11 protein-coding genes and 3 pseudogenes are annotated in these 14,622 nt (G+C 58.4%); 13 read left to right on the forward strand and 1 reads right to left on the reverse strand.

The features are described 5' to 3' along the window. Positions 1–123 precede the first annotated feature (123 nt). Positions 124–207: pseudogene (locus KGA98_RS14345) on the reverse strand (hydrolase); the annotation flags it as partial. Here KGA98_RS14345 and KGA98_RS28670 point away from each other — a divergent pair. The 13 genes and pseudogenes from KGA98_RS28670 to KGA98_RS14405 all read left to right on the forward strand — a co-directional run. Beyond that, positions 184–278, forward strand: a pseudogene (locus KGA98_RS28670) (LysR family transcriptional regulator); the annotation flags it as partial. The pseudogenes KGA98_RS14345 and KGA98_RS28670 sit on opposite strands and share 24 nt — an antisense overlap. A gap of 79 nt (positions 279–357) precedes the next feature. Continuing rightward, a pseudogene (locus tag KGA98_RS14350) lies at positions 358–540 on the forward strand (IS5/IS1182 family transposase); the annotation flags it as partial. Positions 541–650: 110 nt separating this feature from the next. Next, on the forward strand, positions 651–2,024 hold the full coding sequence (locus KGA98_RS14355; protein WP_223502615.1) for a sigma-54 interaction domain-containing protein: 1,374 nt from the start codon (positions 651–653) through the stop codon (positions 2,022–2,024). A gap of 182 nt (positions 2,025–2,206) precedes the next feature. Next, a complete protein-coding gene (locus tag KGA98_RS14360) occupies positions 2,207–3,355 on the forward strand; it encodes an iron-containing alcohol dehydrogenase (protein ID WP_223502616.1) in 1,149 nt (382 codons plus the stop codon). A 76-nt stretch (positions 3,356–3,431) separates the two neighbouring features. Further along, positions 3,432–4,874, forward strand: a complete 1,443-nt coding sequence (locus KGA98_RS14365) for a hypothetical protein (protein ID WP_223502617.1) — start codon at positions 3,432–3,434, stop codon at positions 4,872–4,874. A 363-nt stretch (positions 4,875–5,237) separates the two neighbouring features. Next, the gene (locus tag KGA98_RS14370; RefSeq protein WP_223502618.1) at positions 5,238–6,953 is read left to right on the forward strand and encodes a sensor histidine kinase; all 1,716 of its coding nucleotides are present in this window, start codon (positions 5,238–5,240) and stop codon (positions 6,951–6,953) included. Between the two features lie 7 nt (positions 6,954–6,960). Beyond that, on the forward strand, positions 6,961–8,310 hold the full coding sequence (locus KGA98_RS14375; protein ID WP_223502619.1) for a sigma-54-dependent transcriptional regulator: 1,350 nt from the start codon (positions 6,961–6,963) through the stop codon (positions 8,308–8,310). Between the two features lie 412 nt (positions 8,311–8,722). Continuing rightward, a complete protein-coding gene (locus KGA98_RS14380) occupies positions 8,723–9,928 on the forward strand; it encodes an ABC transporter substrate-binding protein (RefSeq protein WP_223502620.1) in 1,206 nt (401 codons plus the stop codon). A gap of 30 nt (positions 9,929–9,958) precedes the next feature. Next, positions 9,959–11,278 (forward strand): ABC transporter substrate-binding protein, encoded by a 1,320-nt coding sequence (locus tag KGA98_RS14385; RefSeq protein WP_223502621.1) that lies wholly within the window; start codon positions 9,959–9,961, stop codon positions 11,276–11,278. Positions 11,279–11,350: 72 nt separating this feature from the next. Next, positions 11,351–12,250, forward strand: coding sequence for a branched-chain amino acid ABC transporter permease (locus KGA98_RS14390; protein WP_123722561.1), 900 nt, complete (start codon positions 11,351–11,353; stop codon positions 12,248–12,250). Positions 12,251–12,255: 5 nt separating this feature from the next. Then, positions 12,256–13,194 (forward strand): branched-chain amino acid ABC transporter permease, encoded by a 939-nt coding sequence (locus KGA98_RS14395; RefSeq protein WP_223502622.1) that lies wholly within the window; start codon positions 12,256–12,258, stop codon positions 13,192–13,194. After that, a complete protein-coding gene (locus KGA98_RS14400) occupies positions 13,191–13,973 on the forward strand; it encodes an ABC transporter ATP-binding protein (protein ID WP_223502623.1) in 783 nt (260 codons plus the stop codon). Before KGA98_RS14395 ends, KGA98_RS14400 begins: the two co-directional genes overlap by 4 nt. Next, positions 13,970–14,617: an ATP-binding cassette domain-containing protein gene (locus KGA98_RS14405; RefSeq protein ID WP_223502624.1), complete on the forward strand. Its 648-nt coding sequence runs from the start codon at positions 13,970–13,972 to the stop codon at positions 14,615–14,617. The genes KGA98_RS14400 and KGA98_RS14405 overlap by 4 nt, the downstream gene beginning before the upstream one ends. The last annotated feature ends 5 nt before the right edge of the window (positions 14,618–14,622 follow it).

A 14,622-nucleotide genomic window follows, 5' to 3' on the forward strand; every position in this document is an offset into this window, starting at 1 on the left:
GATCATACAAGCGGAGCGTGTCGGCCGCAGGCCAGAGAGATCGAATCCTGGCTTACCAAGTGATTTTGGTTTGAGTAAAAAAAGGCCCTTTGTTGCATGCGCTTTCGCAATTGCAGGGCTGAATTAAGCTTGGCGCGCTGCTAATGCCGAGTAGCTGTTCATCAGATTGCGATAGTTCGGAATGCGCTGGGTCTGAACGTTACCCAAGGCGCGGTCAGCCGTCAGATCAAGCAGCTCGAAGACTACCTCGGTGAGCCCTGTTCATTCGCACGCCTCGCTATCGCCCGGGCCCTGGCACTGAAGTCAAAACTGCTGATCCTCGATGAGCCTAAGGCGGCGCTCGACGTGTCCCAGAACACCCGCGCCGTGCGTGAGTACCTTGAGGCACTCGATGAAGAGGCTCTGGCCGAAACGCTACCGAAGCGCCTATCGCTGACTGATCCTCAAGCCCGCTGGACCGCTGCTCCAGGAGGCCCAGCGTTTTTCGTCTGTTCCGCGAACTATCTGATCGATACCGAGCACGGCGTCATCGTGGATGTGGCCGGGTAGCGTAGCGGCAGATCTGGTCGTATCTTGTCTTCCCGTCACTCTTAATCCCTCAGCACAACGTTTACACTTAACTGCTCCGCACCCTCGAAGGAATCTCCCCGGTGAATGTCAACGACGCCAGTTTCGAAGAACTGCTCAACGCTTTGCATGACGGCGTCTACATCACTGATGGCGACGGCAAGACGCTGAAGGTCAATCAAGCCTATGAGCGCCAGACCGGGCTCAGTGGTGCTGATCTCATCGGCCGATCCATGCAGGAGCTGGTGAAGGAGGGCGTCCTCTCGCAATCGGCCACATTGCGTGTATTGCATGAAGGTCGGCCGGTGTCGGTGATGCAGAGCCTGAGTCAGGGTAAGAAATTGTTAGTCAGCGCCACGCCGATTCTCGACGCTGAAAACCGGATTTCATATGTTGTCAGTACCGTACGCGACATGACTGAACTGCTGCGCATGAAACACGAGCGCGATGAGTTGCAACAGCTTAAACAACTGCGCAACAGCACCGCCAAACTTCATGCGGGTCAACGAGACAACCTCCTGCGTTCTCCGCTTATGGCCGATCAGGAGGTTTCCGGCCGCGTCTTCTCGCTGGCCCGGCAGGTTGCCAGTAGCTCGGTGAAGGTTCTGCTTCAGGGAGAAACCGGCGTCGGAAAGACCCTTGTAGCGCAATTCATCCACAATGCCAGTCCACGTGCCAGTGAACCATTTCTTGCGCTCAACTGCGGTGCACTGCCCGAGAATCTGATTGAAGCCGAGCTGTTTGGCTATGCGCCTGGAGCGTTCACAGGCGCAGGCCCCAAAGGCAAGCGTGGCCTGTTGGAATTGGCCCATCACGGAACATTGTTTCTCGATGAAATTGGTGATTTGCCACTGCCGGTGCAGGTCAAGTTACTCAAGGTTATCGAAGAAAATCGCTTCATTCCTGTCGGCGGCCTGGAGTTGAAGGAGGTCGATGTGCGCATCATTAGTGCCACCCACCACGACCTCAAGCGTCTGGTGGCAGAAGGTCGTTTTCGGGCTGATCTGTATTACCGGCTCAACGTGGTGCCGATCAACATTCCAGCACTGCGCGAGCGTCGTGAGGAGATTCTGCCGCTTCTAAATTACTACCTCGATAGATTCAATGTCCGTTATGAACGCCAGGTTCAATGGAGTCTCGAAGCCCTCGACCTGATGTGCGACTACGCCTGGCCTGGCAACATCCGCGAGTTGATCAACATCGTCGAACGGCTGGTGGTGACCAATCAGACCGGGACTATTGAGGCGCTGGACATGCCTGAGGAGATCCTCAACCTCAACCCGCTGAATACCGATGACAGCCGCTTACCGCTGCGCAAGGTATTGGAAAACGCCGAGCGCAGTGCGATTCGTGCCGCTCTGCGTGTGCACAAGACCACGCGCCTGGCGGCCAAGGCGTTGGGCGTGAGTCAGGCGACCGTGGTGCAGAAAATGAAACGCTGGGAACATTCTGATTAGGATTTTAATCGGCCCCGAATAAATCGATCAGAAAACTAATCGGGACTGACCGGTAAAACCCCTCTTATTTTCGTGTGAATCGCGCAAAGGCCCACGCCACAGGGCTTTGCGGGTATTGGCACGTCTTTCGCTATCTCATATGGCACGTCTTCCAATAAAACAACATCCACTGGACGAGCACTATGAACATCTCTGCTTTCAAAATCGCGAACAAATTGATCACTGGACAAGGCGCTATCGAGCAGCTTTCGGCTGAACTGACTCGCCTCAATGTCAAAAACCCGCTGATCGTCACTGACGCTGTTCTGTTGAAATCCGGCACTGTTGATCTGGCGCTGGCGCAACTGGGTGATCGCCGTTACGGCATTTTCGATCAGGTCAAGCCGGAGCCTGAAATTGCCATCGTTGAGGACTGTACCCGCGCCTATCGCGAGGGCAGCCACGACGGGTTGATTGCTGTGGGCGGCGGCAGCGCAATCGACATCGCCAAGGGCGTCGCGGCGTTTGCCGGACATGAAGGCCCGCTGGCCGAACTGTTCGGTGTCGATCTGGTGAAACGCAAAGGCCCCGTGCTGATTGCCATTCCGACTACCGCTGGCACCGGTTCGGAAGTGACCAACGTGGCAATCTTTTCTGACAAGCAAGCGAAGCTGAAGAAAGGCATTGTCAGCGACTACCTGCTGCCTGACGTAGCACTGGTCAGCCCGATCATGACCCTGACTTGTCCACGCAGTGTGACGGCGGCCAGCGGTGTCGACGCGCTGGTGCATGCGGTCGAGTCCTATCTTTCGGTGAATGCTTCGCCCATCACTGATGCCATCGCGCTGGGTGCGATCAAGCTGATCGCCAAGGCGCTGCCCAAGACTTATGCCAATCCGTCCAACCTCCAAGCCCGGGAAGACATGGCCACCGCCAGCCTGATGGCCGGCATGGCCTTCGGTAACGCAGGGGTAGGCGCAGTGCATGCGCTGGCGTACCCGTTGGGCGGCCGGTTCAACATCGCCCATGGTGTCAGCAATGCCTTGCTGCTGCCGTACGTGATGGAGTGGAACAAGATGGCCTGCGTCGAGCGCTTCCGTGACATCGCCGAAGCCATGGGCGTGCGTGTCGCCGACCTGAACGACAAGGATGCGGCGGATCAGGCTGTCAAAGCCATGGCGGATCTATGCGCCGCTGTGGATATCCCAACCGGTATGCGCAGTTTCAACGTGCCTGAGGATGCCATCACGGCGATGGCCGAAGAGGCCAGTAAGATCGACCGCTTGATGCGAAACAACCCGCGAAAGTTGACCGCTACCGATATTGAGAAAATCTACCGCGCAGCCTACTGATCCCGAAAAAACGCGACGCCCCAGTCTGCCGGTTCGGGCGTCTGCCATTACAAGACCAATAAAACAGGTGCACTCAATGTCCAACACTACTGCGCAGCGGAGCGAAAGCCCGTACATCCCGCTGGGTCCTTTCAAGGTTCGGTTGCCGTTTATTCACTACAAAATCGAGCTTCCGGACTACCTCCAAGGCTTGCTGATGTGTGCCGTGGATCTGGCCGCCATTCCGCTGATGACCGAACTGCTCGGCATGCCATTTGAGGTCGCGCTTGCCGTCGTGATGCTCAACGGCTTGCTTTACCTCGTGCACCATTTGCTCGGTGACCCGACCGTACCTGGCTGGATCACCCCGGCGGTACCACTGTTGATGGCTTACTGTGCTCAATTTCCAGTGGGCCCGGAGCGTGTCCACGCCTTGATTGCCTTCCAGTTGATGTTGGGGATTTTTTCAATTGCCCTAGGGGCGACCGGGATGGCGAAGAAGGTTGTGGAGTATGTGCCCTCGGCGATCAAATCCGGGATTATCGTCGGTGCCGGCTTGAGTGCGGTGATCGCGGTGTTCCAGGTTGGCGGTAAATTCAATGTGCTGCCCTGGACGATTTCCATTGCGGTCGGCATCGCCTTCTATCTGATCTTCTCCCAGCACTTCAACGAACTGAAGCAGCGCAACCGCTTCTGGTGGAACTTCGCCAAACTGGGGATCTTGCCAATCATTCTGTTGGCGGTGGTGATTGCACCGCTGTTCGGTGAGGCGCCATGGCCAACCATTCAGTGGGGCATCAGCAAACCGGATTTCGCCGGGCTGTGGAGCAACTACACCGTGTTCGGTCTGGGCATGCCGCCACTGTCTATGTTCATCTCCGCGCTGCCGACCATGCTGGCGGTGTACATCATTGTCTTCGGCGATGTGCTTAGTGCGAAATCGCTCCTCGATGAGGCAGAAACTGTCCGCACTGATGAAGTCGTCGACTACAACGCCGATCGCTCTCACCTGATCTTCGGCGCGCGTAATGCGTTCATGAGTATCTTTGGCCCGGATGTCGCCATGTGCGGCCCAAAATGGGCGGCGATGCTGGTGGTGGTGATCGAGCGTTTCAAAGGTGGGCCGAAGGCGATGAAGTCGATCATCGGCGGTGTCGGGTCGTTCCGTTGGGGGACCAACACCGGTCTGCTGTTGTTGCCGGTAGTGACTCTGGTACAGCCGATTCTCGGTGTTGCTCTGTCGCTGACGTTGCTGATCCAGGGTTATGTGAGTGTGCGTCTGGGCATCCTTGAAGCTCGTAGCCAGCGCGACTTGGGTATCGCGGGCGTGATCGGCGCGGTACTGGCGATCAAGGGGGCGAGCTGGGCATTCGGGATTGGCGTTGTGTTGTGCTTGCTGATCTACGGCAAAAACTTCTTCAAGGGCGAGGTGGATGGGACATTTGCCAAGGATCTGAAGGCGGCGCCTACCAAGCCAGCCAAAGGTGCTGAGTCGCCCACGGCTACTAAGCAGGTAGCAGAAGAGGCTATGGCTGACTGACAGGCCTGAGTCGCTCAATCTGACACTATTGCGGTGAGCTTCCTCCCACAGGTTTGGTATTGATCACGCCCTCTGTGATCAACACTAATCCATTTGTGGGAGGAGCCTCGGGCTAACTCCAGCACGCCTTAGCCGCGAAAGAAAGTTCGCCTTGCCTTCGTCATGCGAGCGATACCTTCCAGGTTAGCGATGGTGATCGGATTGCTGCGATCGTGAAGCTGTTAGCGTCAAGTGTGTCGCAGAATATGCGGGGAGGAGGGTAGCTCCGACAATTCGCAGTCGTACTTCCACCGAGACGAATAGACAGATACAAGCTGACGTCCCTATGCTGGCAGCGACTTTATAAAAACAATCAAAAAAGCCATGAACCGCACTGCTTACTTCTGCTTGCTACGCAAGTGGCTCGCCCGGCCGCACGGCAGCCTGGTGGCACGCTATACCTTGCTGTCCGTGTTTGTGATGAGCATCGCCCTCATTATGCTGGCAGTGCTCTATGAGCAATTGGCCAAAGATTTGCTCAATCGCTTGACTGGTGAACGTCTGGACGCCCAGGCCTTGTCCACGGCGAACCGCTTGTCATCATTTCTCGATGATCGCTTTTACCAGGTCTCGGCATTGTCCAATCACCCGAACATGCCGGGGTTTATTGCCGATCAGTCCGCCCCCGGCAGTGACGTGGAGTCTTTGCTCAAGATCGAAGCGGATTTTCCGTTCCTGTATGGCGTGTTGTTTTTCGATGAACAGGATCATTTGGTCAACGTGCTGCCGGGGCAAGCCGCCTCTGGTGAGCCCTATTGGACCAACACTCATTGGTCTATCGCCGGGCTGCCGACCCAGTGGGTCGGTGATATCGAAGTGATCGGGCCATTGCTGGCCGAACCCGGGCGCTCGGGTGGCTTCTTGATCCGCAAGACCATCCGCAATGGTCGCACCGATCACCGTGTGCGCATCGCCTTGCACCTGCGCCTTGCATCGCTCACCGAGTTGCTTGTCAGTGCCGGGATGAGCGGGGTGGTTGCGCCGTTGCTGCGGGTGCCAGGCGGTGCTTTTATCGACCCCACCGGGCGCGCGGTCGAGGCGCCGAATCAGTGGCGTGACGGCCCCCAGATAATTCCCGGTTGGCAACTGGTGTTCAGAGTACAGCCTGGGGCCATCCTTAAGCCGTTGAACGATGCACGCTGGTGGTTGTACTGGATAGCTGCTGGTTTTATCGTGTTTATCCTCATAGTGTTTTTTACTCTGTCCCGACAGTTGCGCTCGCGGGTCAGCACCTTGTTACAGGGCGCTCATCAGTTGTCCATGGGCGACCTGAGTTATCGCCTGGCTGAACAGCCCCGTGACGACGAAATCAACCATGTAGCGCGGGCGTTCAATGTAATGGCCGCACGCTTAGCGGACATGTTGGAAAACACTGTGCGGACAGAAAATCTCGCGGTACTGGGGGCCTTTGCCACGGGCGTGGCCCATGAGGTGCGCAATCCCCTAACAACCATGAAAACTACAGTGCAAGCCTTGCTGCGCCGAGAAGAAGAACCCGAACGACGCCACTTGCTGACCGACCTGGGCAAGGAAATCGACCGCTTATCCCATGTCACCAGCGATCTGTTGGAATATGGGAGGCCTCACCCGGCTCAACCCGAGGTGGTTGCCGTCGCGTCGTTGTTCGAGCAGATCGTCCGGCTGGCAGGGCCGGACGACCCGCAATTGCTGTGCGAAACAGAACCAGGCTTGCAGCTTTACGTCGACCCGGACCAGATCCGGCAGATCCTGGTCAACCTTTGTTTGAATGCCTTCCAGGCCTGCAACAACCATAGCCCCGTGCGCCTGTGCGCCCAAGTATGGGGTGGGCAGGTGCGAGTCATGGTCATTGACCAGGGCTGCGGTATCTCCGAGGCGGACTTGCAGCGCATCCGCCAACCGTTTTTTACCTCCAAGGCGCGGGGTACCGGGCTGGGCTTGAGCATTAGTCAGCAACTGCTGGAAGCCAACGGTGCGCGCATGGACATTATCAGTACGCTTGGCGTAGGGACTCAGGTGATCCTGGACTTCCCCGCGCCCCCAGGGAACGAGGCGAAGTAAACCACCGATGTCTGACATTCACGTTTTGATAGTAGATGACGAAGAGGCGCTGGTGCGCTCCCTCAGCTATGCCCTGCGCGGCGAAGGAATGCGCATCAGCACGGCGGGCAGTGGTGAGGCAGCGCTGGAGCTGTTGGCGGGGGAGACCACCGGCATCGATATCGTGCTGCTCGACCTCGGCTTACCGGGCATCGATGGCATGGCCACGTTGGACGGTATACGCCAGCTTCACGCACAACTGCCGGTGATCATGATTTCCGCTCACGGTGATACCCGCGCCGCCGTACAGGCAGTGAAAAGCGGCGCCACTGACTACCTTACAAAACCTTTTGAACTCGACGACCTGCTGGCGACCATCACCAGCACCTTGTCATTGGCCAGATGCGAAGAACCCGCCGTGGCGGTGAGTGATGAACTGGCCGCTGGCCTGCTCGGCCATAGCCAGGCGATGAGCACCTTGCACGCAGCGGTGGGGCGCATTGCCCGTAGTTCCGCAACGCGGATTTTGTTGCTTGGAGAATCCGGCACAGGGAAGACTTTGGTCGCCCAAGCCCTGCACAACCATAGCGGGCGGGGCGGGCAACCGTTTATCGAGGTCAACTGTGCGGCATTGCCGGAGCAGTTGATCGAGGCAGAGTTGTTTGGTTCGGAAAAAGGCGCGTATACCGGCGCTCACCAAAAGCGTGCCGGGCTGGTCAGTCAGGCAAATGGCGGCACGCTGTTTCTCGATGAGATCGGCGAATTGCCGCTGGCACTTCAAGCCAAGCTCCTGCATTTTCTTGAGAACGGCAGCTACCGAGCCGTGGGCGCCAATGCCGCGAGTAGCGCGGATGTGCGGGTGGTGGCGGCGACCAATCGGGATCTGGCCGATGACGTGCAATCGGGACGGTTTCGTGAGGACCTGTTCTATCGCCTGAACGTGATCACACTGGATATTCCTTCACTGCGCGAGCGCGGTGAAGACGTGCTGTTGCTGGCCGAGCATTTCGCCCGGCGCCAGGCTGTGGAGGAAGGGGTCGAACCGATCCGCTTCCTGCCGGACAGTGCCCAGGCATTGGCCCGTCACCGCTGGCCGGGGAATGTACGCGAGCTTAAAAACCTGGTAGAGCGCTTGACCATACTGTCACCAGGGCAGGCGATTAGCGTGGCGATGTTGCCTTCAGCGTTGCAAGGCCTGCAGATCGAGCCACTGGTACTGGGCGAGCAGCTCGAGCTCGCCGAGCGTGATCTGGTCACCGATGCTCTGAGCCGCGCATCGGGCCATAAGGGCCTGGCAGCAAGCCTGTTGGGGATTTCCCGGCACGCGCTCAAGCGCCGCCTGCATCGCCTGGGACTGGATCGCTCGACCGAGCGGTAACCGCTCAACAATGCGCGCAGGTTGAGCGCTAAGCGCTCAATGCAATCGTCGCAAATCTCAGTAGCCGCTGCCGAGGCACGTGGCTGCGATCAATTTCAAGTGCGCTCACCCCGGGCGCCCAGGTATGCCTGGCAGACTGCATTTCCAAGCTGGCGGCCGCTATGCGTCCGATCGCAGCCACTTGCCTAGGCAACTCCTACAAGCTTTTCAGCCTTTCTGGCACACCCTTTGCTCTATCCCTTTGGCGAACTAACAAGAGGCGTTGCCAACGCCCTAAAGGATACTTATGTCACTGCCACGTCCATGGTTTTATTGCTCGCTCACAGTGTGCAGTCTTTTGCTGAGCGTTGTTGCTTCAGCTCAGGTCGGCCGCGTGGAGTTGGGCGCTGCCGCCTCTCAGGCGGACCTAACGATGGGCTGCCTTTACCCGATGACCGAGCGCGCAGCGATCTACGGCCAGGACAGCATCGCCGGGATCCAGATTGCCCTAGGCGAGTTGCAGGCTCAGCGCGAGGCCGGCCAGCAAGTGCCACGTCTGCGCGTGATCATCGATGACGATCAGTCCAAGGCTTCCTATGGCGTAGGCCTGGCGAAAAACTTCATCCATCAGGACGGTGTGCAAGTGCTGTGCGGTATGGTCTCGTCCGGCGTGGGGCTGGCGGTCAGTCAGTTGGCCAAGCGCGAGAAAGTACTGATGATCGGCACCGACCATGCGTCCTCGCGCATGACCCTGGAAAACGGCCACCCGTACTATTTCCGCGTCACCAATGACACTTGGACCTCGATGGCCGCCGGTGCCCGCTACCTGCAAGCCCTGCAACAACAAACCGGATGGAAACGCCTGGCGTTCATAGGCCCCGATTACGAATACGGCCACGTGTCCCGCGATGACCTGCACGAGGCCTTTGCCCAACTGGGTGTCAAGTTCGAGGACGTCACCGAACTCTGGCCACGCCTGTATGAGCCTGACTACTCCGCCTATATCGCCGCTCTGGAACAAGCTAAACCCGACATCATTGTCTCGGCCCTGTGGGGCGGTGACTTCCAGGCCTTCGTCAAGCAGGCAGCAAGCACCCGGTTGTTCGCCACCTCGCGCCTGGCCAACTTCGACACCGGTGGTAACTACGATTTCCTGGTGTCCTTGGGCGACCAGGCTCTTCCGGGGCTGATCCTCTCGGCGCGGCACCATAACAACTGGCCGGATACGCCGCGCAATCGTTCCTTTGTCGAGCGCTTCCAGGCCATCAACGGTCGCTACCCGACCTACGCCGCCGAAGGTGCCTACACCGGTGTCATGGTGTTAGCCAAAGCCTATGAAAAAGCGCTGGGCAGCGTCGACTCCCAGGAGTTGATACGTGCCTTGGAAGGCTTGGAAATTGCCTTGCCAGAAGATCCGCCCGGGTTCGTCTCAAGGATCGATCCGCAAACCCACCAGATCCAGCAGACCCAGGCAATTGGCACTCCGGTGCTCAACAACGATTACCCGCCCGCCAAGGTGATGCTGAGTAATTGGGTGGTGTATTCCGCCCAGGAACTGCAGCAGAACAGCGCAACCATCAAGCGTCGAATGAGCGCTGAAAGCCCTAACTCGAAAAAGAGTCGTCCCGAGAGTCCCTAGTCAGTTCATTAATCGAAAGTGGAAGCACAGATGAACAATTATAAGAAAAACATACTGAAGCACCGTTTGACCCTCGCCATTACCGCTGGCGTGGCCCTGTCCATGGGCTCCTCGGCCATGGCTGCCGAGAACGGTAAGTTTCGTATCGGCGTCGTGACTTTCCTATCGGGCCCAGCAGCCGGGCCGTTCGGTGAGCCGTCCGCGAACGCCGCCAAAATGCTGGTGGAAGGGCTAAACCAAGGCAAGCTCCCGGCGCCTTACAACACCATTGGAATCAACGGTGTCGAAATCGAGGTGGTGATCATCGACGAAGCGGGCGGCGCGGCAAAACAGGTCGAAGAGTTCCGTAACCTGGTGCAGCGCCAGAAGGTCGATGCAGTGGTGGGCTACATTTCCTCCGGCGACTGCCTGGCCATTGCGCCTGTGGCCGAAGAGCTAGGTGCCATGACCGTGTTTTACGATTGCGGCACCTCTCAGCTGTTCAACGAAGACAAGACCCCGCAGTTTGTGTTCCGTACCGGCCTTGATGCGGCCGTGGACAATATCGGCGCCGCCCGTTACCTGACCAAGACCCGCCCCGACGCGCAGAAAGTTGCCGGCATTCAGCAGAACTACGCCTTTGGACAAGACAGCTGGAAAGACTTCACCCACTCCATGGAGCAGTTGATGCCCAAGGCCAAGGTGGTCGAGTCGCAGATGCCTAAGGTCTTCCAGGGCCAATACGGCGCCGAGATTTCCGCTCTGTCGGTCAAGCGCCCGGACATCATCCACTCCAGCTTCTGGGGCGGCGACATGGAAGCCCTTGTGTTGCAAGCCAATGCCCGTGGTTTGTTGGAAGACGCCACCGCGGTTCTGACCTGCGGCGAGTCCGCCCTGGACCGCTACAAGGACCAGGCTCCCAACGGCATGGTCATAGGCGGCCGTGGCCCGTTTGGTGCGTTCGCGCCGGATAACGAACTCAATCGCTGGTTCAAGGACAAGTACCAAGCCGCGTACAGCACCGCGCCAACTTACCCGGCGAGCAAAATGGCCCAAGCCATTCTCGGCCTCAAGCACGCAGCGGAAAACGCCAAGGTTGAACCGGGCAAGATCCCCGCGCCGCAGGAAATCGCCAAGGCCTTTAAGGGCGCGACCTTCGAGTCAGTGTCCGGCACTGTGCAAATGGCTCGCGCCGGGGGGCATCAGGCGATGCAGGGCATTTCCTATGGCGAGTACCAATTCGACAAGGCGAGCAAGAAAGGCAGCGTGCAAAACGTCATCGCCTTCTCCGGCGAATGCGTGACTCCACCAGACGGCACCACCGCCCTGGAATGGATCAAGGCTGGCTTCCCCGGTGCCCAGTGCAACTGATCAACCTCGCTTGATTGTTCCGAAGTGGCGGCCCGTTCGGCGTCGCCACCTTTATGCCAAGGTAGGATCTCTATGATGAGTCTTTTCGCGGTGCTGATTGACGGCACCATCTATGCCTCGTGGCTGTTTTTGGTCGCGGCAGGGTTGACGGTGATCTACGGGGTCATGCGGATCCTGAACATGGCCCATGGCAGTTTTTATGCCATTGGCGCCTACACCGCAGCTTCGCTGGTGGGCTGGTATTTCAATAATGGTATCGGCCCAGTCTGGGCCGGTTACCTACTGATGCTTGGCTGTGCCCTGGTGGCTGGGCTGATCGTTGGCCTGATCATCGAGCGCGGGCTGCTCAAGTTTATGTACGGCCGAGACGAAGTGCTGATGGTGATCATCACCTACGCGCTGCTGCTGGTGTTGGAAGACACCATGAAAATGATCTGGGGCGTGAACCCCTATTTTGCCTATCAACCCTATGCCGAAATGGGCCGTAGCGCCTTGGCCGGGCTGAAGGTTTCCAATTACGACCTGATGTTGGTAGGCGTGTCGCTGGTACTTGGACTGGGCTTGTACCTGTGGCTGGAACGCACCAACCAGGGCAAGGTCCTGCGGGCTGTGATCCACGACCGAGAAGTGGCTATGGCCATGGGCGTCAACGTCAAGCGTATGTTCACCCTGGTCTTTGTGTTGGGCACCATGCTCGGCACCTTGGCCGGTGCCTTGACCGCTCCGGCAATTTCCGTAGCGCCGGGCATCGGCGTGGAAATTATCGTCCTGGCCTTCGCCGTGGTGGTGATCGGTGGCATGGGCAGTATCGAAGGAGCAGCGGTAGGCGCCTTGCTAGTAGGGCTGAGCCGTGCGGCGGCGGTGCACTATGCGCCGGAATTCGAACTCTTTGTGATTTACGGCGTCATGGCGCTGGTTCTGGCGGTACGTCCGCAAGGCCTGTTCGGCCGCGTGTTAGCGAGGAAAATCTGATGTGCATGGATAAAACCGAACTGATTCTGCTGGCAGTTGCAGCGCTGCTGGCCGCCGGTGGCTGGATTGCTCCGCAATGGCTGGTGTTTTTGCTGACCATGGCATTGGCCAAGGCCATGGTAGTGCAAGGCGTGGTGATGCAGATGCGCGCCGGTCTGGTGACCTTTGGCCAGGGCTTGTTCTTCTGCGTTGGCGGCTATGCCGTGGGCATGAGTGGGCACTTCCTAAATATCACCGACCTAGCCGTGTTGCTAGTGATCGGCGTTGGCGTCGCGGTTTTATTGGCGATGATTCTAGGCCTGCTGATGACCCGCTATCGGGAGATTTTCTTCGCCATGCTGTCGTTGGCGTTCTCGATGATCCTCTATGGCGTGCTGGTGAAAAGCTCGGCCCTGGGCAGTACTGACGGCTTCAACGTCAAGGCCTGGACCCTGTTTGGCTGGTCGCCAGCCGCCGGGCAGGGACCGCTGGTTTTGTTCATGATCATCGTTGCCAGTTCGACGGTGCTGGCGGTGTTACTGCATCGCTATAGCCGCAGCAATGCCGGGATGATGTGTGAAGCAATTCGTGAAAACGAAGTGCGTGTCGAATACCTCGGGCAGTCCCCACGCTGGGTGCTGTACATGAACTACGTAGCCGCCGCGGCCGTTTCGGCATTGGGCGGTGGTTTCATGGCCTTGTCCGCCGGGCATATCGACCCGGAAATGGCCTACTGGATCACCTCCGGTGAGTTCGTGTTCATCGCCTTACTCGGCGGCACCGCCCACGTGGCGGCACCCTTTATCGCCGCCATCGTGTTTGCCGTGGTGCGCACTTACGCCATCGAACTGGTGCCCCATAGCTGGCAGATGATTCTGGGCTTCACCTTACTGGCGATCATCGTGTTCCTGCCCAAGGGCTTGTGGAGCCTGTTTACCGGTAACACTAGGAGGGCTAAAGCATGACCTGCATTCTCGAAACCCAAGGTCTGTGCAAGGAGTTCGGCGCCGTCACTGCAGCCAAGGACGTCAATGTGCGGATCAACAAAGGGGAAGTGGTCGGTGTGATCGGCTCCAATGGCGCCGGCAAGACCACTTTCATCAATATGGTCACAGGTTACTTGAAGCCGAGTCGGGGCGAGATCCTGTTCAATAACCAGTCGATCATTGGTCGCACGCCTCGAGCGATTACCCGCTCGGGCATGGCCCGCTCGTTCCAGGTCGCCCAACTGTTTCCGCAATTGAGCGTGCTAGACAACCTGCTGATTGCGGTGGCGGCGGCCGAAAGGCCGTTTCCAGCGCTGCTTGTGCCTATGCGCAGCGCCTCACGGAATGCCCGTGCCGACGCCATTCTTGTCGAGTTCGGCATACCGCAATGGCGTGACACTCTGGTCACCGCGGTACCGCAGGGGGTGCGCAAACTCATCGATATTGCCATGGCGTTGATTGGTGATCCGCAGATGTTGCTGCTCGACGAACCCACCAGCGGCGTTAGCGCCGAAGAGAAAACCGCGCTGATGGACACCGTGATGCGTGTCGTTGCCGAGCATCAAGTAACCGTGCTGTTCGTCGAGCATGACATGGACGTGGTACGCCGCTATGTGTCGCGCATTCTCGCGTTCTACAGCGGTGAAGTCCTGGCCGACGGCGCCCCGGAAGACGTCTTGGCCAATGCCCGGGTGCAGGAGTTCGTCACTGGCGGCGCCAAAGCCCACGACAAGGCGCAAAGGAGTGCCGTGAAATGAGCCTGGAAATTCGCAATCTCAATGTATCTATTGAAGGCATACCGATCCTCAATGACGTGTCGCTGTCCATCGGCCCCGGGCAAATGGTCGGTCTGATCGGCCACAACGGCGCCGGTAAAACCACCTTGATCCGCGCCATCATGGGTTTGTTGCCCACGGACCGCGGCGAGATGTTTTTTGGCGGACAGGACCTGCGCGCGCAGCCGGCCTTTACCCGCGCCGCAGCGGGTATCAGCTACTTGCCCGAAGACCGGCGCCTGATTCCGTCGCTGACCGTGGAAGAGAACATCATGCTGCCAGTGTGGGCCAACAAACTGGCCGACAGCAAACAGCGTCTGGAATGGGTCTACAGCCTGATTCCAGAGATCGCCCAGTTCCGTGACCGCAAGGCGATGCAGTTGTCCGGTGGCCAGCAGAAGCTGGTGGCCATGGCCCGGGCGCTGATGCCGGGCAACCAACTGTTGATTCTGGACGAACCTTTCGAGGGCGTAGCGCCAGTCCTGTCCCGGCGTTTAAGCGAGGTGATTGCCAAGCTGGGCCAGGAAGGCCTGTGCGTGTTGATCTCCGAATCCGATGACACACATTCTGCCGACCTAGTCGATGCGTTGTTTCGCATCGAGCGCGGCAGCGTGACAGCAGGGTAGGGCAG

Origin of the sequence: Pseudomonas sp. BF-R-24, from assembly GCF_019947335.1 — a bacterium.
In the GTDB taxonomy this organism is placed as follows: Bacteria; Pseudomonadota; Gammaproteobacteria; order Pseudomonadales; family Pseudomonadaceae; genus Aquipseudomonas; species Aquipseudomonas jessenii.